At 38.4% G+C, this 19,636-nt stretch carries 21 protein-coding genes; 11 read left to right on the top strand and 10 right to left on the bottom strand.

Annotation, left to right across the window (positions count from 1 at the left end; all coding sequences use genetic code 11):
* Window positions 1–6 precede the first annotated feature (6 nt).
* Window positions 7–1,506, top strand: a complete 1,500-nt coding sequence (locus VXM68_RS10415; RefSeq protein WP_367211201.1) for a SusD/RagB family nutrient-binding outer membrane lipoprotein — start codon at window positions 7–9, stop codon at window positions 1,504–1,506.
* 201 nt (window positions 1,507–1,707) lie between these two features.
* Window positions 1,708–2,253, top strand: coding sequence for a GNAT family N-acetyltransferase (locus VXM68_RS10410; protein WP_367211200.1), 546 nt, complete (start codon window positions 1,708–1,710; stop codon window positions 2,251–2,253).
* Between the two features lie 116 nt (window positions 2,254–2,369).
* On the opposite strand, the gene VXM68_RS10405 is transcribed toward VXM68_RS10410, so the two are convergent.
* A complete protein-coding gene (locus VXM68_RS10405) occupies window positions 2,370–2,966 on the bottom strand; it encodes an HD family hydrolase (RefSeq protein WP_307187380.1) in 597 nt (198 codons plus the stop codon).
* A gap of 178 nt (window positions 2,967–3,144) precedes the next feature.
* Between VXM68_RS10405 and VXM68_RS10400 the strand changes: the two genes are divergently transcribed.
* From VXM68_RS10400 to VXM68_RS10390, 3 genes are all read left to right on the top strand, one after another.
* Window positions 3,145–4,167 (top strand): LLM class flavin-dependent oxidoreductase, encoded by a 1,023-nt coding sequence (locus VXM68_RS10400; protein ID WP_293955717.1) that lies wholly within the window; start codon window positions 3,145–3,147, stop codon window positions 4,165–4,167.
* Window positions 4,168–4,180: 13 nt separating this feature from the next.
* Window positions 4,181–5,284: an NAD(P)-binding domain-containing protein gene (locus tag VXM68_RS10395; RefSeq protein WP_367211199.1), complete on the top strand. Its 1,104-nt coding sequence runs from the start codon at window positions 4,181–4,183 to the stop codon at window positions 5,282–5,284.
* Between the two features lie 450 nt (window positions 5,285–5,734).
* Window positions 5,735–6,238, top strand: coding sequence for a hypothetical protein (locus VXM68_RS10390; protein ID WP_367211198.1), 504 nt, complete (start codon window positions 5,735–5,737; stop codon window positions 6,236–6,238).
* 345 nt (window positions 6,239–6,583) lie between these two features.
* Here the strand turns inward: VXM68_RS10390 and VXM68_RS10385 are convergent, their stop codons facing one another.
* Complete coding sequence (locus VXM68_RS10385) at window positions 6,584–7,390, bottom strand: hypothetical protein (protein ID WP_367211197.1); 807 nt, start codon at window positions 7,388–7,390, stop codon at window positions 6,584–6,586.
* A 331-nt stretch (window positions 7,391–7,721) separates the two neighbouring features.
* Between VXM68_RS10385 and VXM68_RS10380 the strand changes: the two genes are divergently transcribed.
* On the top strand, window positions 7,722–8,162 hold the full coding sequence (locus tag VXM68_RS10380; protein ID WP_367211196.1) for a hypothetical protein: 441 nt from the start codon (window positions 7,722–7,724) through the stop codon (window positions 8,160–8,162).
* A 119-nt stretch (window positions 8,163–8,281) separates the two neighbouring features.
* Here VXM68_RS10380 and VXM68_RS10375 read toward each other — a convergent pair whose 3' ends face one another.
* Both VXM68_RS10375 and VXM68_RS10370 read right to left on the bottom strand, forming a co-directional pair.
* Entirely contained in the window at window positions 8,282–8,644 is a 363-nt protein-coding gene (locus VXM68_RS10375) for a hypothetical protein (protein ID WP_312332131.1), read from the bottom strand.
* The gene (locus VXM68_RS10370) at window positions 8,631–9,125 is read right to left on the bottom strand and encodes an N-acetylmuramoyl-L-alanine amidase (protein WP_293936995.1); all 495 of its coding nucleotides are present in this window, start codon (window positions 9,123–9,125) and stop codon (window positions 8,631–8,633) included. The genes VXM68_RS10375 and VXM68_RS10370 overlap by 14 nt, the downstream gene beginning before the upstream one ends.
* A gap of 636 nt (window positions 9,126–9,761) precedes the next feature.
* On the opposite strand from VXM68_RS10370, the gene VXM68_RS10365 reads away from it, so the two are divergent.
* The 3 genes from VXM68_RS10365 (at window position 9,762) to nudK (ending at window position 12,812) form a co-directional block, all read left to right on the top strand.
* A complete protein-coding gene (locus VXM68_RS10365; protein ID WP_367211195.1) occupies window positions 9,762–10,727 on the top strand; it encodes an SIR2 family protein in 966 nt (321 codons plus the stop codon).
* A 158-nt stretch (window positions 10,728–10,885) separates the two neighbouring features.
* Window positions 10,886–12,013, top strand: coding sequence for a hypothetical protein (locus tag VXM68_RS10360; RefSeq protein WP_367211194.1), 1,128 nt, complete (start codon window positions 10,886–10,888; stop codon window positions 12,011–12,013).
* A 217-nt stretch (window positions 12,014–12,230) separates the two neighbouring features.
* Window positions 12,231–12,812 carry a GDP-mannose pyrophosphatase NudK gene (gene nudK / locus VXM68_RS10355; protein WP_367211193.1) on the top strand — a complete coding sequence of 194 codons (582 nt, stop codon included), beginning with the start codon at window positions 12,231–12,233 and terminating at the stop codon, window positions 12,810–12,812.
* Window positions 12,813–13,004: 192 nt separating this feature from the next.
* On the opposite strand, the gene VXM68_RS10350 is transcribed toward nudK, so the two are convergent.
* Genes VXM68_RS10350 through VXM68_RS10335 form a run of 4 tightly spaced genes read right to left on the bottom strand, consistent with a single transcriptional unit; the run spans window position 13,005 to window position 14,929 of the window.
* Entirely contained in the window at window positions 13,005–13,436 is a 432-nt protein-coding gene (locus tag VXM68_RS10350; protein ID WP_367211192.1) for a MarR family winged helix-turn-helix transcriptional regulator, read from the bottom strand.
* Between the two features lie 47 nt (window positions 13,437–13,483).
* Window positions 13,484–14,119, bottom strand: a complete 636-nt coding sequence (locus VXM68_RS10345; protein WP_367211191.1) for a nitroreductase family protein — start codon at window positions 14,117–14,119, stop codon at window positions 13,484–13,486.
* 12 nt (window positions 14,120–14,131) lie between these two features.
* The gene (locus tag VXM68_RS10340; protein ID WP_293937007.1) at window positions 14,132–14,500 is read right to left on the bottom strand and encodes a DUF1304 domain-containing protein; all 369 of its coding nucleotides are present in this window, start codon (window positions 14,498–14,500) and stop codon (window positions 14,132–14,134) included.
* A gap of 3 nt (window positions 14,501–14,503) precedes the next feature.
* Window positions 14,504–14,929, bottom strand: a complete 426-nt coding sequence (locus tag VXM68_RS10335; protein WP_294185771.1) for an organic hydroperoxide resistance protein — start codon at window positions 14,927–14,929, stop codon at window positions 14,504–14,506.
* Between the two features lie 341 nt (window positions 14,930–15,270).
* Here VXM68_RS10335 and VXM68_RS10330 point away from each other — a divergent pair, with 341 nt between their 5' ends.
* Both VXM68_RS10330 and VXM68_RS10325 read left to right on the top strand, forming a co-directional pair.
* Window positions 15,271–15,837 carry a Crp/Fnr family transcriptional regulator gene (locus VXM68_RS10330; protein ID WP_294185770.1) on the top strand — a complete coding sequence of 189 codons (567 nt, stop codon included), beginning with the start codon at window positions 15,271–15,273 and terminating at the stop codon, window positions 15,835–15,837.
* Between the two features lie 58 nt (window positions 15,838–15,895).
* Window positions 15,896–16,477 (top strand): NAD(P)H-dependent oxidoreductase, encoded by a 582-nt coding sequence (locus VXM68_RS10325; protein ID WP_294185769.1) that lies wholly within the window; start codon window positions 15,896–15,898, stop codon window positions 16,475–16,477.
* 85 nt (window positions 16,478–16,562) lie between these two features.
* Here VXM68_RS10325 and VXM68_RS10320 read toward each other — a convergent pair whose 3' ends face one another.
* Together VXM68_RS10320 and VXM68_RS10315 are read right to left on the bottom strand one after the other, a co-directional pair.
* A complete protein-coding gene (locus VXM68_RS10320) occupies window positions 16,563–17,798 on the bottom strand; it encodes a porin (protein ID WP_294185768.1) in 1,236 nt (411 codons plus the stop codon).
* A gap of 299 nt (window positions 17,799–18,097) precedes the next feature.
* A complete protein-coding gene (locus VXM68_RS10315) occupies window positions 18,098–19,633 on the bottom strand; it encodes a RagB/SusD family nutrient uptake outer membrane protein (RefSeq protein WP_294347554.1) in 1,536 nt (511 codons plus the stop codon).
* Window positions 19,634–19,636 lie beyond the last annotated feature (3 nt).

The following is a 19,636-nucleotide window of genomic DNA, read 5'->3' as shown; positions in this document are numbered from 1 at the left end:
ATTATCATGAAAAAGAAACTATTTAAAAATACATTCATCGTCGGACTTATTTCTGTGGCAGGACTAGGATCCTGTACCAAAGATTTCGAACGAATCAATACACCACCAACATCGGTCACCACTGTAGATCCTTCCTTACTCTTAGCCCGTATTCTACGTGATGGAACTTTTCAGGAATCTGGGGAACTACCCAACAACAAGTTTGGCTCTTGGATTCAACATTGGGCTGGGGGACCGGTAGTACCCGTTTCTCGATATTTTGAAGGACCCGAAAATCTGATCTGGTCGCAGCACTACACCTTGCTCCGCAATATCGTTCAGATCAAACAGGAATTGAGCGGCAAGGAAGACAATGCAGAAGGGAGAAGTAAACTGGCTATTGCCGAGCTTTATGAAGCATACCTCTATCAGCGCCTTACAGATTTGTTTGGTGACATCCCCTACTCCGAGATCACAAAATCCAATAAGGAAATTAATCGTACCCCAAAATTTGACAAACAAGAAGAGATCTATCCGGCACTGGTTCAAAAGGTCGATGCAGCTATGGCAAGGCTTACGACCGGCGACCAGTCTTACGGCTCTTCAGATTTCTTTTACAAAGGCAGTATTGATAAATGGAAAAAATTTGGCAATTCGCTCAAATTAAAGCTCGGCATGCGCATGCGGTACGCCAATCCTTCTTTGGCCCAGAAAACGGTTACCGAAGCCATGACTTCTGCAATAGGTCTATTCTCCAGCAACAGTGATAATGCCGCAGTACCGACGTACAACGATGCTCAGGCTGAAAACCAGAACCCGATTTTACGTCAAATGACTACCGGAAGTGCCGATCTACGTTATTTGGCGAATACGCTGGTTGACAAGCTCAAAGAATTCAATGACCCAAGGCTTCCTTTACTTGCCGAGCCTGTCAATTTCAATGGTACAGCAACATACCAGGGTATTGGCGTTGCGTTAACGGATAATCAGTTGTCACAGTTGATTCGTGCCAACTATTCCACGGCCAACAAATCAACGTGGTTTAGTCTCACCTTTGCACCGATCCCAAGCTATGCGTTTACGTATTCGGATATCTGTTTTTACAAAGCCGAAGCTGCACTGCTTGGCTGGGGTGCTACACCTGCCAATGCCCAAACGTTCTTTACAGAAGGGGTCAAAGCTGCGCTGGCACTTCCACCATACAATATGACGGCAATCCCCTCTGCATATGAACCTGTGCTCAATCTAAGCAGCTTGACAGACGAACAGAAAATGGAGAAAATAGCGACACAAAAATGGATTCACCTATTTGGCCGGGACATGGAAGCCTTTGCCGAATGGCGACGTACGGGATATCCTCGATTAACCCCCGGTCCTAACCCAGGTTCCACCAACGGACAAATACCGCGTAGAGCTATTTATTCCAGTGAAGAGACTGAGTTAAACGCAGCAAATTTAAAAGAGGCTGCAGCACGTATGACAAATGGTGACTCTTTCCTATCCAAAGTCTGGTGGGACAAAAAATAATACAATATATCAATGGGGCTGCCCAATTTTGGACAGCCCCTCTCGTTACCGATTTAAAGCATAGGTAGCACAGCAGTTTTTTAGATAAATTTTCAAAACGATAGACTTAGTTCTTTACACAATGATTATATTATGTTTGCACCGAAATAGCGACATTATTAAACAAACATAATCCATCAATACACTGTAAGATTCAATATAATGATTAACTTAAAACCCCTTGTTCAGCAAGACGTATCACCATTTTATGAATGGATCAATGATGACATTTCGATAAAATATTCCCTTTCTGTATTCCAATCCATGCACTCAAAGGGGGAGATCGATGCTTGGTTTTTAACTGTTGTCAATGATCTAAAAAATTTTAATCGTGGAATTTTCTTAAACGATACAAATAAATTGATTGGATATGCTGGCATTTGTAATATTTCAAAGCCAAACAGATCCGGAGAATATTTTATTTTCATCGGAGATCGTCAACATTGGGGTAAAGGGATAGGATCTCAAGTTACCAAATTACTTCTCGCTATTGGATTTGAAACATTAGGACTTAATAGAATTATGCTTACCGTATCCGAGCCAAATTATGCAGCGATTAAAGCGTATGAAAACGCTGGATTTAAACTTGAAGGTAGAATGCGTGAAGCCTGCTTTAGGGATAACCAATTCCACGACAAGCTGCTGATGTCAATTTTAAAGGATGAGTGGTTTGAAAAAAGAAAACAAATAGAAAATAATCCTAATTAGTGCAAGCTCATTGCAACTTCGAAAAGCACGTCGAAATTTATCGCTAAATCTAGATAGCAGTAAAAACAACAGAAAGCCTCCCAGAAAGGATTACCGATGTCAATTTAATAAAGGAATTACTGCTTTTTTAGGATTCCCTGAGCAACTCCTGCATCAATCAGCTTCTCTGCATATGCCCAAAGCGCAGTAGAGCCATCTTTGATGACAGATTTCTTGGCAAAGACCTTTTCATAACTTACGCCGGGCTCATTCCAAGTTCCACCATTATTGGAACTGTTTTGCAAAAGGGGTTCCAAACGATCCATTGCACGCGCAAACTTAGCCTCCTCCGTCTGTCCCGACTCAAACTCCTCCCAGAGTGTAATCAGTTCATCTGCCTGATCTTTTGGTAAAATCCCGAAAATCCGCCCTGCTGCCAAGCGTTCTAAATCAGTGTTGGTATGATTTCTTTCCAAATCATAGATAAAAGTATCGCCAGCATCAATCTCTACAATATCATGAATCAACACCATTTTGACCACTTTTAATAGGTCTATTGATTCATCTGCGTACTCTAAAAGTGTTAGCGCCATCACTGCAAGGTGCCAACTGTGCTCAGCATCATTTTCATGCCGGTCGCTATGAAAAAGCTTTGTTTTTCGCTGTATATATTTAATCTTATCAATCTCTTTAATAAACTCGATTTGTTTTAATAATCTATCCGAAATTTCCATACTATGAAAACAATATAATTGAACAATATACAAATTTACTATTTTTCGTATATAGCCTATTTATCCGCTATCATTTCGATCAAAATGATAGATTATTGACACCGCCCCGACAGTAGGCATACCAAAAATAACCGCAACATTTATTAAATTTGATAGACATGCAATTCCATTGTGGATTATGAAAAAAATAGGCTTTTTATCGTTTGGACATTGGTCCAAACATCCCGCATATCGTACGCAGACAGCAAGTGACACCTTGCTGCAATCGATAGATTTAGCTGTAGCTGCAGAGGAAATAGGCATAGATGGAGCTTATTTTCGCGTACACCATTTTGCAAATCAGCTGGCATCTCCGTTTCCTTTACTCGCGGCCATTGGAGCCAAAACCTCTAACATTGAAATCGGCACTGGTGTAATCGACATGCGCTATGAAAATCCGCTCTATATGGTGGAAGATGCAGGCGCTGCAGATTTAATTGCTGGAGGCAGATTGCAGCTGGGAATCAGCAGAGGTTCCCCAGAGCAAGTAATTGATGGCTGGCGCTATTTTGGTTACAACCTAGGCGAAAATGAAACCGACGCTGATATGGGAAGGCAGAAAGCGTTGGCGTTTTTGGAAAAACTTAACGGTATCGGTTTTGCTGAGCCGAATCCTTATCCGATGTTTCCAAACCCACCGGGCCTACTCAGGCTTGAACCCTATTCAGATGGCTTAAGGGATCGTGTGTGGTGGGGAGCAGCGTCCAATTCAACAGCCGTATGGGCTGCGCAAAATAAAATGCATCTTCAAAGCTCTACCTTAAAATATGATGAAAATGGTAAGCCTTTTCATATTCAGCAGGCCGAACAAATCCGCTTATACAAAGAGGCGTGGAAGGAAGCTGGACATGCCGGCGAGCCCCGGGTATCTGTTAGCAGGTCCATCTTTGCATTGGTCAACGATTTGGATCACTACTATTTCGGGCAGGCGGCGGATAAAAAAGATAAGATAGGAATGATCGAAACAGATCGACGGGCGATTTTTGGAAGAAGCTATGCCGCCGAGCCAGATCAACTTATAAAAGAATTAGCGCAAGATGAAGCCATCCAAGAAGCCGACACATTACTCTTAACCATTCCAAATACGTTAGGAGTAGACTATAACATTCATATCCTTTCGGCTATATTGAAATATGTCGCGCCCGAACTCGGCTGGCGTTAACTTTTCTGAACTCATGATAAAGAATATTCGGCACAAAACAAAAATTGCTGTAATAGGTGCGGGACAAGCTGGGCTTTCCGCTGCATATCATTTAAAAAGAATGGGACTTACAATTGGGAAAGACTTTATGATCTTAGATGAAGCCCCTAGCCCAGGTGGGGCCTGGCAATTCCGTTGGGATTCGCTCACCTTAAGCACTGTTAATAAAATACACGATTTGCCTGGTATGTCGTTCGAAGAAACGCTATCCACAAGCGACACGGAGGTCCAAGCAAACACTGCCGTCCCCCATTATTTTGAGCTTTATGAGAAGAAATTTGCGCTTCAGGTATATCGGCCAGTTAAAGTAGACAAAGTCTATGCACACCATAATCGTTTTCACATCGACACAAATAACGAGCTTTTCTCAGCTCTAGGCATTATAAACGCTACAGGTACATGGGAAAACCCATACATTCCGGACTATCCCGGCGCAGCTTTATTTCAGGGAGAACAACTTCATACAAAGGATTTTAAAACTGCAGACTATTTTAGGGGAAAACATGTGATTGTTGTTGGAGGCGGCATTTCTGCCATTCAATTACTGGACCAAATCTCCCAAATAACGACAACGACCTGGGTTACACGTCGCCCACCTTTGTTTAGAGAAGGCCCCTTCGATGATATGGCAGGTCATCATGCTGTTGCGATGGTGGAAGAGCGTGTAAGACAAGGACTACCGCCTTTGTCTGTAGTGGCGGTGACAGGCCTTCCCTATACTAGTGAAATCCAAAAGATGGAACAGCGTGGAGTTCTTAAACGTTTTCCGATGTTTAAGGAAATAACAGAAAAGGGAATCAAATGGGACAACGGAAAAGAGCAAAAAGCAGATGTAATTCTTTGGAATACGGGCTTCAAAAGCTCATTGAGCCATCTCGATGCCGTTCTGCCAAAAGAAGTCCAAGGCGGAATCCAAATGACAGGCAGACTCGCTACCATGGTAGCTAAAGAGCCCAGAATTCACCTCGTGGGTTATGGCCCATCAGCATCCACTATTGGCGCAAACCGAGCCGGAAGTGCCGCGGCCAGAGAATTGCTAAGTACGCTTTTAAACGTCGGGCATAGTCCAAATATATAAAGAGACAACAAACTAAACTAGCAGATCAATGCAGAGCGCAGCAATAAAATAGCAATCTAGCATTTAAACCAAAAGTTATTAACCACTGTAACAAACCCTCAAAATAATAATTGTCAACAGCTAACTAAACCAAAAACTATATAGACTATGTGTGAGGATTAACCATCACTCGATATGTACACGTACCTTCATTTTCAAACGAAAAAAAATTCTGTGGATACGAATTTAAATTCATTCCTTACGAATTTAAATCATACCTTAAGATATATTTATCAACGCATTACTTTTATAAAAAATAATAAAGAGGCACCTACTGAATGAAAGCTAAAGCTATAAGGAATGGAGTTGACAATCTTGAATCATCAAACTTTCCTACATCAAATATCTATAGTTCTATTCAGTATGGCTAAGCGGACTAATAACAATGTATTCAATTAATAGATTTTTATCATGAAAACAAAACATTTATTTTCAGCATTATTGTTAACATCTTGTAGCTTAACACTATTTACATCTTGTAATGGCGACTCTGTCGATACGGTAAAAGCTATAGAATCCAGCTACGAAAACCAAGACAAGACCATTGAGTTAGTTGGAGAATTTGATGCACCATCTTTCACCTTTTCTTCTGGCAAATCGAAAACGATGGAAATGAATTTTGTTGTTAAATCTCATGCTTTCAGTTCAGAAAAATTTACAGTAATCAATGTGATTTTACCTGTAGGCACAGAAAAGAATAGTGTATTATTTGATATCCCTGCAGACCAAAAAAATTATACGCTAAAGAACTTTTATGTATTTGACGACAATGGAGAGAAAATCAATCTAGATTCACATACAACATTTAAAATGAAAGGTACAGTACGTTATAGCGAATTAGAGAAGCCAGAAAATGAACGAGGAAAAGACAACTTTAATTATAAAATAACCGAGGTAAGTTTTGTCAAAAATTAGAAACGATAGCCGCTATAATTCAAAAGATAAACTCATTTTATCAATCGAAAACATAAGCAACTTGAACTTAAAAGTAGTCTTCTATTTGAATTGAACGCCACGGACAGGCTTGAATAATGAGCAACCGATATCCTTGCTATGCTAACGGTCTATCCGGATGCATGTATATATACTAGAAGCGCCAAAATAGCACACAGCAACATGACCGTAGACGTTCAATTTAAGATCAAATATAGAAATTAAAACTAATATAATTAGCTTTAATTTCTATATTTTTTAGCAAGAAAAAATATAGAAATGCCCATACACCTTAAAATCCAGAAAACGCCTAAAAAACTAATGCACTTATAAAGAGCGGCTAATATCTACAACATTGAAAATTTGGTCAACGTCATCCAGATTTACATCAAAATCAGGATATCTTTTTTTATCCGAGTTAAGCGATCTAAGCGTAAGAATTCCGTTGTTCACATCATGATGAGCGATCTCTTTTATAATAACCCCCTCGAACTTATGCACTATTACCCAATAACGATATTTATGTGTATGAAATTTGGATTGCCATAACTCTGGCTTTATCAAACGCCCCGTAACAATATCGCCATCCAATACACTTGCATCCGTACCATCAGTCATACTATCACCACTAACTTGAAAAGAACGATAAGCTCCCTTATGAAACTCATTGACTGTAATAAAATGAGCAGGTAAATCGTCCATATATTCGGGATCGGAAAAGCCAGATAAATAACCGGCTTTCGCTTTCTCAGTAACGAGTTTTGTCTGCATCAAATATCTTCCAGGGGAAACTTCAAAAAATATATTGTTCTTGTTTTCATCGATAAACTTAATATCGTCCGAAAAGTACCCTATTGATTTTCCATTTCCCATACTGACCATCGCCATAGTGTCAGACTGAACCGGAGCGACCGTTGCTAGCCTATCCCCTTTTCCATACAACAGCCAGTCATATTGAATATGAGGAAAAGCCGTCTGAATTCGTGTTTTCATCGTAAGCCCAATAGGATACTCACCTTTTTTAATACGCGAATATACCTGTTCGCGTACACCTAATAACGACGCAAATTCACGGTTTGTGACACGCATTTCCAAGCGCAAAACTTCAAAATTATTATTTGAATAAGTCTCCATAGTTAATACTGTACTTAAGAAATGTTACACAAAAACATAACATTCTGAAACAAAGTTACACAACTTGTCAAACCTAAACAAACAGGCCAATTAAAAAAAATAAAAATAGCTGATTATCAGAATATTAATATTAAACAAATAAGTTTATTATTTTTCAATAATATAGAAAATTGTCAAAAAAAATATCAAATGATTAACAATTTAGTTTAACTTTGTTTAACAAAATAATTGATTAGCGGCGAATATATAGATGTTAATAAATCGCACATCAAAATAAATTTTAAGAACAGAAGCAACAATAGGTTTAACAGGTAAAAAAGCCTCACAACGCATGAACACATTATATTATTCATTTATGATGAGTTTCTTAAAGGAAAATCATCCCGAAATACTAAAATCCATTGATAAGATTTATGAACCTGATCTTTCTAAAATCAGTAAAGTGATAGACTGCTATTGCAAATTCGTAGGCATCCCAATTCAACAAATCACGGGAGAATATATCAATTATAGCGATATTCAGCATCGTTACAAAGCTATAGCGGTTGTTTTACGCATTTTTCAACCTGAAAAGTTAACTAATTTAAAAACAAAGGTTAAAAGCACCATTTATAAAGAATTAGGACCGTGTTTGAAAATAAATAATGACATTTTACAGAAATCCATCATATGTGCGTGCAACCAATTTGATCTTTACCGGGACTTCAAAATGGAGATCAAGCAGGTTGCCAATTATTACCTTATTGATGCGCGTTTCAATAAAGACTATTGATTTATTTCAAGCATATGTTAAACTTATTGACAAAATTCGTCTTCTTCTTATTAAACCATATAGATAGTCCTTGATAAACAATAATCAAGGACTATTCTTGGGATGTAGATTCAAACATCTTATTCATTGCCTGTAGTATGTTTTGCATTTTTGACCTGCTTTAATTCCATTTTTAATTTATTATAAAGTATCATGAGGTCGTCATATTTTTTTTGCAAATCGGCTAACGTCCTTATGCACGAAATACGTTCATCATTTGCTAACCGTAATGCTTCATTAAGATCTTCAATAATCGCGCGAAGTTGCTCAATATCCTTCGCTAATCTATTCGAATATCCTTCCCATTTCTCGATCACCTTTCCAGCATTTTCAACATTTGTAGCTTCCACTTGAGCTTGCTCTTTGGGCTTTCCGACGAAATATCCTCCAACAGCAGTAGCCACGGGTATAATCAACTTTTCCAAAATTTCAAGTAAGTCCATTCCAATCCCCTTTTATTAATGATTTAAATTTCTCCCAGGGAAACTGTCGCCCTGGATCCTCTTTTCTTCCGGGAGCGATATCTGAATGCCCCAAAATATCCCGAATCGGATAGTGACCGATAAGTGCCTGACACACTTCAAGCGCAATACTGATTTGCTTTTCGGTATAGATTTCATGACCTTTATTCTGTAACTCTATACCTATACTATAGGTATTCAACCCCTTTAGCCCCGCCCATGTACTAGAACCTGCATGCCAGCATCTGACATTAAACGGGGCCATTTGGGTTACAACACCAGTACGACTTATATGCAGATGCGCAGACACTTTACTTCGCGAATCTGTCAACCAGTCTATAGCACTAGTCGAGTTGGGCGCACCATCATAATGCATGATGATATAAACAGGTTTGATAATACCACCTTTATTGGGCGTATCTCTATATGAAACACCTAACAGCTTGTTTTCTTTAATTTCCATAGCTTTTATCCTTATTAATTAGTTCTTTTATGTTTGTATTTAGATTACTCCGAGCTTTCATAAGCATCGAATCAAATGTGATCAATGAAAGCATTTTAGCTTTCTCTACACTACAAATTTAAAGGCAGTCAGCTATTAAAACACGGAATAACAGATTAATGTAGTCGGTACGTTCCACTTACCGACTATTTAGGAAAAACACCTCAACATTAATGTTCATTCAAAAATGATCACATCGTTAGCGTTTCATAACGAGGATTTTATCTGGCCATCAAACATTTCCTTCTGTCCTTTGTTATTTGTTTGTTATAGCATAGGATGAGTTATACCGTGAAGGCTAGGAAGTTGGTTCGCCTAGCCTTTTTTTTAATAATCATCAGCAGAATAACTCCAGTCCCGCTAATTACATTCAGTTACTATTCCATAACCTATATCGTGCTAATTAAAGCATGACTCTCGATGAAAACACTATGCAAGAAAGCTCAACTAAAAGCACTAGCAGACAATTATTACCAGTTAATGAATAGAAATATGTTAAGGTCTCCAGACTAAAAGCCTACAAGATCCGCTCTTAAAAAAACGTACATTATATTCCTTCAGGATTTAATTTATTATTTTAGTATTGGATTGACCTGTATGCTACAGGTGATCAAACAACAAATTATACGAATATTAGGCATCGTCTTCAAGGTTATACGTGGATGGCGCTTGATTTATATGATGATGAATAAGTTTACTTTACTAGTTGGGAACGACATCAATAATATCTCACCCGGGATCAGCTGGAGCGATTTATTAACTAATATTAAAGAGAAATATAAGGTCAGTTCATTAGAAAATGGACTCAAACCCTTCCCCATGTTATATGAGGAAATATTCCTTGGCGCTATCAAAAAACAGCACATTAACGAGAGGGAACTTAAAAGTTATATCTCCGATTGTGTGTCGAAAATCAAGCAAAACGAAATACACCAGTTAATTCGGGAGATACCAATAAAAAACATCATAACCACAAATTATGATTTTAGTTTAGAAGGTCAAACCAGCACACGTAATACTGGTTTAATCCGCGAAACAACCTACAGCATCTTTCGCAGGCATGAAAGTGAGCATAAAACCTATTGGCATATTCATGGTGACTGTCTAAATCCCTCTTCCATTAATCTCGGTTATGAGCATTATTGTGGTCAATTGCAAAAAATGAGGGATTATGTCGTTAATGGAACAAATTACAGTTCAGAAACTGTCTACAAAGATTCCTTGATGAAAAGGTTGAATCAGAAAAAAAGAACCGAGCTACAATCGTGGATTGATCTATTTTTTACGCAAGATATCCACATCTTTGGCCTTTCTCTAGATCTTGTTGAAATCGATCTTTGGTGGCTATTAACGTATCGTGCGCGCAATAAGTATTACAAACGAAGTAGCTTTATTAAAAATCAATTGTTTTATTATACAACAAAAAAATGGTATTCGCTTTCCAAGGATAAGATGCAGTTACTTCAGGCAAATGATGTCGAGATTATTGTAATTGACGAAGCCGATAAAACTACATATTATAGAAAAGTATTAGCAGCAGTAAGAAAGAGATACCAGCTTTGAAGTGGAGGATAAGAGACAATTGAAACATAGAATAATATTTTCAGATTGATTTTGAGAAATAAAAAAAATAAATCACTTTTGCTTTTAGTTCCTGCAATTTAAAGGAACCGTAAGGCCATAACATATTAACCGTCGATATTTATTTTTAAGAACTCTCTATGTCGTTTCAAAGAATTGCCTATTTCTTCTTGGGCCTAACATTATTTGTTAGTTGTAAGAGAGATATTCACCCAGGTATTGTACCGCCCGATCCTGAGATCACAGAAAGAGATAAACTACCAGTCCCAGCAGGTTTTACAAATGATATTGCTACTATAAAAATTAATGCAATTGCCAATGCAAATGAACCTGGTGAAGAGCGACCATCTTTGGTACGCGATATTTCTGGAAATAACGCGAGTTATTGCCATCCCGATGTGGAGTATTTTCCAAAGGGTTTCAACGGATATAAATATTGGATGGTATTCACGCCTTATTTCGGAATCATAGGCTCAGACAGAACAGCCTCACTTTACGAAAACCCGAATATAGTTGCATCCAACGACGGAAAAGAATGGATTACACCAGCTGGGATGATCAATCCTATTCAACGCCGACCACCATTAGAGGAGTCTTTCATCCAAAAAGATGGTAGTCCAAATCAAGGCTATTGGTCTGATGTTGATTGGAATTTCAACGGAAAGGAATTTGAGCTCTATTATAGGGGATGCTTTTTCTCCAGCAAAATTCTGAAAAGATGGGGCGCAAAAAGAGACAATAATAATAGGAAATTAAACGAAGAAGCTGAACGTGTTATTGTAAGGCAAACATCGAAAAATGGGATTGACTGGACTCCCCTGGAACTCGTTTATAATAGTAATGAACCCGCAGCCTTTCAAGACAACCACATCCTATCTCCAACCTTTGTAAAAAATTCCGCCAATGTAACAACAAGCTACGAAGTAGATTTCATGCCGAGTTATAAAACTCCTATTATAACGAATATCCTATCGCGTGTTTCTACAAATGGATTAGACTTTACCACTTATCGGAATAGCAAAAAGATTGAATTTATCAACAAACCTTGGCTCGAGTTTAGTAAGGGATATTCAACTTGGCATTTACAAGGCTCTTATATCGATGGATATTATTTCTTATGTCTGGCAATCGGAAATGTAGACCGATTCACCTCAGATATGAATTACCTAGCATATTCAAAGGATGGCATACACTTTCGGGTCTTTGAAAAACCTTTAGCTTCCGCTAATGTATACCGCTCTTCCGTATTCCCAAAGATATCTTCCTAAAAAAAAATTGAGTTCGGTGCCGTTATTGGCTACAAGTCTGGTGCATTTGGCTATCGTGAGTTCACGATCGATAAACAGGTATTGGAAAATGGTCTCAAATAAAGTCCATCAAATAGCGCCATAGAAACCAACGAAAGATATCAAAGCATCTTTAGTTTTCCCTACTTCATATGGATTGCAATCTTTATTTTTACTATTTGACTTTAACACACTAAAAATGGCAATAAAAGATATTGAAATTATAAAAACCGAGATATTATCAGATAATTGGTACACGCTAAAGAAAGTAACCTATCAATACAGCAAACCCGACGGTACAGTACAGCAACAAAGTAGGGAAGCTTATGACCGTGGTAATGGCGCGGTTATTTTGCTTTATAACATCAGTTCCCAGACCGTAATATTGACCAGACAATTTCGAATACCAACTTACATCAACGGCAACGAATCGGGTATGCTGATAGAAGCATGCGCAGGATTACTTGACCAAGATTCACCGCAAGATTGCATCCGTAGAGAAACAAAAGAAGAAACGGGCTACCAGATCAAGGAAGCACAAAAGATATTTGAGGCCTACATGTCCCCCGGGTCAGTAACCGAGATATTGCATTTTTTTATAGCAGAATATACAACCAATATGAAAGTTAGCGATGGAGGTGGACTTGAAGAAGAAGAGGAGCATATAGAGATCCTTGAAATCAAAATTCAGGATGCTTTAAACATGATTGAAACAGGAGAAATCAAAGATGGAAAAACTATTATGTTGCTGCAATATATTAAATTGAGAAATATCTTATAGGCATACAGCAGGTTTATAGCCATTTAAGCTAGATAGCCAATTTCAGCGGAAATAAACTTGGAGCACTCGAAATCTGTGGTAGTTGATATATAGTGGGGATTTCTATTTTCAAGAACTCCTTATAGTAAAATAAGCAAGGACTGAACGAAATTATATCTCGTCCAGTCCTTGCTTATTCTTTATGAAAAACTTCTAGCGTTTACCCGAATTATTTACAATTTTATCAGCTAAAGACTTGAGCTGGATCATATCATCATACTCAAGGTTTAACGTTTGAAAAATCTGCATAGGAATACAACTCGCTTTTTCTTTCAGCAGCAATCCTTGCTTCGTTAGTTTGATTTTTACCACACGCTCATCAGATTTGCTTCGTGTTCGGGTGAGCAAGGCTTTGGCCTCGAGACGTTTCAACAGTGGTGTAAGTGTTCCATTATCTAAAAATAGTTTACCACCTAATTGATTTACCGTTTGCTCATCATTTTCCCATAATGCCATCATGGTGATATATTGTGGGTAGGTCAAGTCGATCTCTTCAAGAATAGCTCGATATTGCTGCATAATTTCCCTATGCAGCACGTAAACTGAAAAGCAGAGCTGTTTATCTAATTTTAATAAGTCGTCCATCTTACAAAGATATCGAGTTTTCAAATGAATGAGAAAGTAGTGACCATTTATTTATATTCAACGACAAAATCCTCTTTGGATACTCTAACTTTTTTCATCGTTGAGATCCAATCTCGGGAAGAGTCTGCTACACCAATATACATTAATGATACACTTTTTAAACCAAGCTTTTCAAGTTCCAATACGTTATCCACCACTTGATTATCAAAACCTTCCGCTGGCGTAGAATCGACGCGAAGTTCGGCCGCTTGGGCTAGCGCCAAGCCTAAAGCGATATAAGTCTGTCTTGCTGTATGCGCAAAATTTCTTTCGGCAGCTTCATTTAGATAAATCGACTTTAGCTTATCGGTGTACGAACCAAAGCGTCCTCGAGGCAGATCGCGTTCATCTGTTGTATAATCATAAACCTGATCGATACGCTCAGCCGTATAGCGATCCCATGCAGCGAAAATCAGCACGTGCGAACATTCCCGCATACACTCTGGATTTAGTGCTCCCTTAGCCAACTCCTCTTTTAATACCTGGTTCTCAACGACAAGCACTTTAAATGGTTGCAGGCCTGAAGACGTAGGGGCTAAACGAGCAGCTTCCACAATCTTATCGATATCTTCCTGACTAACTTTTTTTTCAGGGTCATACGCCTTTACAGCATGACGCCATTTTAAATCTTCTATTAATGACATATAATTATATATTTATTTGGAGAGAATAACAGCTAATATCGCCAACAATGCTGGCAGCCCCTGTACAATGAATATCTTTTTGCTAGATGTAATTGCGCCAAAAATTCCAGCCACAAGAACACATCCTAGAAAAAACAGTCGTACATTTTCACTCCATACCGGATCAGTGATAAAAAACGACCAGGCCAAGCCTGCAACCAAAAAACCATTATACAAGCCTTGATTTGCAGCAAGCCCCTTAGTAGGTTTGAAGAGCTCAGCAGGAAGAGCTTTTCCGAAACTGCGTTTTCCAGCCGTTTCCCAAGCAAACATTTCCATCCATACAATGTACACATGTTCTAAAAGTACAAGTGCCGTCAGCACATTGGCCAAATTATTCATCTATTATTCGTTAGTTGATACTGTCAATTTAACTTCTATATTACCTCTTGTGGCATTTGAATAAGGACAAACTTGATGTGCCTTTTCAATCAATTCCTGTGCAACTTCAACGCTCACACCAGGAATATTTGCATGTAGTTGAGCAGCGAGACCGAAACCACCATTTTCCAGTTGTCCTATACTGACATGAGCAGTTACAGATGTCTCTCCTGTTTTAACCTTTTCTGATCTGATCACCAAATTCAAAGCACTATCAAAGCATGCCGCATACCCTGCTGCGAAAAGCATTTCCGGATTAGCATAATCGTCATTGGCCCCGCCAAGACCTTTAGGCATACGAACAGCTAAGTCCAATACACCATTTTCACTTTTTACCTGACCGTTTCGTCCGCCTTTTGCTGTCGCACCGATGTTATATAACGTTTTCATATTTTAATTTGTTTTAATTTGACCATACAAATGTACACCAAGAAATTATATTGTGCAAAATATAATATTGTAATTTACATTGAAATGAGAATTATTGTCAATGGAACTACCGCCTGAAGTTAGAAAACAATTTCAGGTAATAAACGGTATAATTTACATCGTAGAAGGAACCAGTTGCATCTTTCCTTTCTATCCAGAAGACAAGATAGCGATGGACACGCATTGACGTATCCGGTGGAATGAATATTTCATATAGTGGAATGAATATTCAATAGCTAGGTTTAGCAACAAAACTGAATCTATTTTGCATAAAGACAGTAATTTCGCTAAGTTTGAAATCCATGATAGCAACATATTTCCGCTCTATTGGTCTCTTTGAGGAAGAAGAGATCAATCAAATTGTCGATCTTTTCGAATACAAAAAGTTGAATAAAAATGACTTTTTCATCAAAGAAAATCAGCGCTGTCATGAGGTTGCATTCATACAGTCAGGGATTTTCCGATCCTTTTATAGTAGCGTCAATAAAGAGGATATTACGTATTGTTTCCGCTTTCCGAATACTTGGATAGCGGCCTACTCCTCGTTCATTACGGGCGGACCAAGTATAGAGAGCATGCAAGCGATTACGCCTGTTGAACTATGGGTGATCAAAAAAAATATCATTAACAAACTTGCTACAAACAACCTAAAATGGACAACGTACCTTAAAATGATTGCTGAAGAACAATATCTTGAGCTCGAAAAACGTGTGTTTCAACTGCAAAAAGAAACCGCATCACAACGTTATGCCAATTTACTTAAAGATCATCCTGAATTTATCCAACAACTTCCTTTACAATATCTTGCTTCTTATTTAGGCATTACACAACGCCATTTAAGTCGTATTCGCAGCGAAATTTCTTTTTAGACATTTGTCCTATAACAACGGTATTCGTATGACTATTTTTGTGCTATAATACAAGGTCATGAACAAAAAAATACTCATCATCAATGGACACCCAAATCGGGAGTCTTTCAATTTCGCCATTGCAAATGCTTATCAAAAAGGTGCAGAAGCGTCTGGAGCGGTTATACGAACGATCCATATCGTCGACCTAGACTTCAATCCAAATCTTCAATTTGGTTATCGCAAACGGACTGAACTTGAACAAGACCTACAACTTGCCTGGGAAGACATCCTATGGGCCGATCATCTAGTCTGGGTACATCCCGTTTGGTGGGGTGGGCTCCCCGCCTTGATGAAAGGCTTTATTGATCGACTCTTTTTACCTGGGATGGCATTTCAATACCGTGAAAACTCGCTTTTTTGGGACAAATTATTAAAAGGTAAATCCGCTCGAATCATTACGACACTTGATCAGCCGAGTTGGTATTACACGCTGATATACGGTAGTCCCAGCGTTAATCAACTAAAAAAATCAACATTGCAATTTTGTGGAATATCACCCGTAAAAGTCACCTACATAGGCATTATCAAAACTTCGGATTCAATTCAGCGGGACAAATGGTTACACAAAGTGCAGCAGCTCGGTTACAGGCATGCATAAAATCAATCCGATGAATTTGCCGAATCTTTAAAAGAGAGGGTGGTGATTAATTTTTATCCAACCGCAAGTTCGGATCTATTTCAGCTTACCAGCGGTACTGCATTCTAGCTGTAAATACATCATCTTTAAGATCTGCTGAAAAGTTTGGCAAACTTGTCGCTTCATTGGTGACATGTTCATTATAGACCGTAAACTTGAGTCTATTGCTAAACTGATAAGCGAGTCCATAGCCAAGTGTACTAAACTTGACGTCACCATCAGCCGTAAAATTACCGGCCATGCCAATCGTTGAACCACTTGCTTTAGTATTTGGGTCATATACATCGTATGCAACCATTGCAGTAAATCCTGTACGCCCGATTTCCTGTGTTAACCAAAGGTAGTAACCGTTGAATTTGCGTTGATAAAGGTCTGTTGTCGGTTGTGCTGTAAAACTTCTACTCGCATAAGGACCTTTGATATCTACACCACCTGCAACACCAGGCTGATCACCAGCAACATATTCTGTTTTAAAGCTAGACTTACCGAAGCTGTTATCAAGCTCGAGTTGTAAGTTTGCCCCATAATAATTTCTACCGATGGCTTTGCCCTCATTTTCTTCGCTAGTATGCGCACTATATCCATTATTGTTCGCCGTATAGTAAGTTTTGGTATCGTTACGGACAGATCCCTTATAAAAGGAACCACCGAATCCGAGATGGATTTTTTTATCCGCAAGACTATCAAATTTAAAAGCTAGATTACCGATCAGATCCTTTTTTGAATCATAATCTTTCGCAGAATGCCCACTGCCATTAACCAATGCTAAATCGAGGTTCAGAAATTTAGCTTTACCTCCCGGATGGTAGCTAACCATCCCCCCTAGGTCACGTTCTCGAGGCATCAATGTTTGAAATACCCGTGCTCTTTCAGGGAAATCCCGATATCCTGAAGAATATACGATGGAGTATCCAAAAGGTCTATTAAAAAGACCAGCAGTCAAACTCAGGCCTTTCTGGCTAGGGTGTCGTAACTGGATAAATGCATCCATTAGCTGTACCCCATCCTGGGTCGCATCCAACTGGAATACAATACTGGAGTAAGTGTCTACACGGTCAATTTTAAGACGCCCCCTGCGGATCATAAACCTATTGTCAGAATTCTTTGAAAAATCACCTCCCGAAAAGGAAGTTATTCCGGGGGACTGCGCCTTTTGAAACTGTGTCTGAAGGTATCCCGTGATCTTGATATCATGTGGATCGTAGCTAGAAGGCGCATTATTATTTTGCGCAAGCGCTGCAACAGGACTTATCAGAGCTAAGAGTAAAAGTGCTTTTTTCATGAGAATTTTAAATAAATTGTCTTTTTCGCTTGTGATGACAAGATATGAATAGAATCATTTTTCGTTCTTCTATCACATCATCTTTTCAATGGCGTAAAAATAGATTCCCAATATTAAGTTAATATTAATAAATTGTTAGTCTATTAATTTATATACATAAAATTAATGATTTGGTAATAAACGACCTAGTTATAAAAGCCATGGGATTGAATATTTCCACGTCATACGTATTATCTTCAAAATAAAATGGCCGGTACAAGTTGTATCGGCCATTTTATCGTAAAGATTAGCAGCTAAAATTATTCTAATCCCTTATTGTAATCACTTTCGCGAAGTGGGATAGACCACGTCCATTTGTTTTTATCTTGAGGATTGATGGTAACCGCCAATGATGTCAAGAAATTACCGCCGTTTGCAAATGCATTGCGAACAATAGGATCTCCCCATCGCTTCATATCAAACCAGTCAAATCCTTCACCCCAAAGTTCAATCGCGCGATACAGTTTAATTTCCTTTAGTAATGCAACACCGGTTTTTGTACAGTTGTAATTAGCATCTCTGCCAGATGTTGCATTTAAAGCGTTCAAAGTTGATTGAATCTCGGAAGCTGGTTTATTTTGGAAATATTTTGCTTCAGCTTCTATTAGATACATCTCAGCAGCTCTAAAATGATTTAGATTACCAACTCCCGGTAAGTCTTTGGCTTTAAACTTGAAATTCATATAAGCATACGGAACGGCTGTCGATTGCAAATCTGGGAATGTCTGAAAAGCTCTAGCTTTCATAGCAGCACCAGCAATACCCGTTGCAGTTGTATACGCATCGCTTTTAGGATCAAGAAACAGATCTCTTCTGATATCTGTTTTCGGAATCTCGTTAAACAATTCCCGACTAATACATTTTGGAGTTGTTCTTGCTGCACTAGCGCTAGAGTTATAAGCTATATATGATTGGAACGAATAAAAGAACAAGGTTTCATCTGCGGCACCATAACTGCTCCAAATCCACTCACCGTTAGGGTCGTAAAATCCACTTTTGTATTCAGCATTAGTCATCAGCTTATAATTTGCACGAGCAAGAACAGCATACTTTTCTGCACTAGCATAATCTTCCTTATTTAAGGCTGCTCTCGCAAAGACAGCATATGCAACATCTTTATTTACCTGAAAGTTTTTTCCCGATTCGCGATTTAATCCAGCCTTTTCATATAAGCCTATTGCTTCATTGAGATCCTTGTATATTAAATCATAGGTCTGCCCCAAAGTTGATAACGGCATATCACCAGTAGAAACATCCGTTCTTAACACTAAACCTCCCGTTTGACCATTATTAGAATCGCTCCACCGATTTCCATAGATTTGAGCCAACATCATGAAGCTATATGCCCTAAAAGTTAGCGCCTGGGCTCTGATAAATTGCTTTTCCGAATCTGGACCTTCTGCTGCATCTATATTTAATATGATCTCATTTGCATTTACGATAAGTTTATAGTAATAATACCACGGGTAGTATAAATAAATACTTGTAAGGTTTTGATTGTAATTCGCATTAATGATATCAGCCCATCCGCTAAGATTAACAAAAAAATTGTTGCCGGGATAATTACCATAGTACATCTTGATTGTTCCCTCACCATTGAATCCCTGACTGCTCAGATACTGTTGTGTCATCATCTTCGCCAGACCGTTGACTGCAACTTTAGCACTTTTTGTTGTTGCGAACACTTCAGAATGTTCAACCGAATCCGTAGGCCGTGTATCTAAATAGTCTTTTTTACAGGAAGAAAGCGATACAATACCTAGTACTAATAACTTTATATAATTAATTTTTTTCATTGT

Origin of the sequence: Sphingobacterium sp. R2 (genome assembly GCF_040760075.1) — a bacterium.
In the GTDB taxonomy this organism is placed as follows: Bacteria; Bacteroidota; Bacteroidia; order Sphingobacteriales; family Sphingobacteriaceae; genus Sphingobacterium.
Note: the sequence above shows the minus strand (reverse complement) of the source record. Positions and strands in the feature narration are given on the sequence as shown.

Bases quoted from the DNA above. Each gene is read 5' to 3' on its own strand.
- VXM68_RS10415 (WP_367211201.1), top strand. From the start codon at position 7: ATGAAAAAGAAACTATTTAAAAATACATTCATCGTCGGACTTATTTCT.
- VXM68_RS10410 (WP_367211200.1), top strand. From the start codon at position 1,708: ATGATTAACTTAAAACCCCTTGTTCAGCAAGACGTATCACCATTTTAT.
- VXM68_RS10405 (WP_307187380.1), bottom strand. From the start codon at position 2,966: ATGGAAATTTCGGATAGATTATTAAAACAAATCGAGTTTATTAAAGAG.
- VXM68_RS10400 (WP_293955717.1), top strand. From the start codon at position 3,145: ATGAAAAAAATAGGCTTTTTATCGTTTGGACATTGGTCCAAACATCCC.
- VXM68_RS10395 (WP_367211199.1), top strand. From the start codon at position 4,181: ATGATAAAGAATATTCGGCACAAAACAAAAATTGCTGTAATAGGTGCG.
- VXM68_RS10390 (WP_367211198.1), top strand. From the start codon at position 5,735: ATGAAAACAAAACATTTATTTTCAGCATTATTGTTAACATCTTGTAGC.
- VXM68_RS10385 (WP_367211197.1), bottom strand. From the start codon at position 7,390: ATGGAGACTTATTCAAATAATAATTTTGAAGTTTTGCGCTTGGAAATG.
- VXM68_RS10380 (WP_367211196.1), top strand. From the start codon at position 7,722: ATGAACACATTATATTATTCATTTATGATGAGTTTCTTAAAGGAAAAT.
- VXM68_RS10375 (WP_312332131.1), bottom strand. From the start codon at position 8,644: ATGGACTTACTTGAAATTTTGGAAAAGTTGATTATACCCGTGGCTACT.
- VXM68_RS10370 (WP_293936995.1), bottom strand. From the start codon at position 9,125: ATGGAAATTAAAGAAAACAAGCTGTTAGGTGTTTCATATAGAGATACG.
- VXM68_RS10365 (WP_367211195.1), top strand. From the start codon at position 9,762: ATGCTACAGGTGATCAAACAACAAATTATACGAATATTAGGCATCGTC.
- VXM68_RS10360 (WP_367211194.1), top strand. From the start codon at position 10,886: ATGTCGTTTCAAAGAATTGCCTATTTCTTCTTGGGCCTAACATTATTT.
- nudK (WP_367211193.1), top strand. From the start codon at position 12,231: ATGGCAATAAAAGATATTGAAATTATAAAAACCGAGATATTATCAGAT.
- VXM68_RS10350 (WP_367211192.1), bottom strand. From the start codon at position 13,436: ATGGACGACTTATTAAAATTAGATAAACAGCTCTGCTTTTCAGTTTAC.
- VXM68_RS10345 (WP_367211191.1), bottom strand. From the start codon at position 14,119: ATGTCATTAATAGAAGATTTAAAATGGCGTCATGCTGTAAAGGCGTAT.
- VXM68_RS10340 (WP_293937007.1), bottom strand. From the start codon at position 14,500: ATGAATAATTTGGCCAATGTGCTGACGGCACTTGTACTTTTAGAACAT.
- VXM68_RS10335 (WP_294185771.1), bottom strand. From the start codon at position 14,929: ATGAAAACGTTATATAACATCGGTGCGACAGCAAAAGGCGGACGAAAC.
- VXM68_RS10330 (WP_294185770.1), top strand. From the start codon at position 15,271: ATGATAGCAACATATTTCCGCTCTATTGGTCTCTTTGAGGAAGAAGAG.
- VXM68_RS10325 (WP_294185769.1), top strand. From the start codon at position 15,896: ATGAACAAAAAAATACTCATCATCAATGGACACCCAAATCGGGAGTCT.
- VXM68_RS10320 (WP_294185768.1), bottom strand. From the start codon at position 17,798: ATGAAAAAAGCACTTTTACTCTTAGCTCTGATAAGTCCTGTTGCAGCG.
- VXM68_RS10315 (WP_294347554.1), bottom strand. From the start codon at position 19,633: ATGAAAAAAATTAATTATATAAAGTTATTAGTACTAGGTATTGTATCG.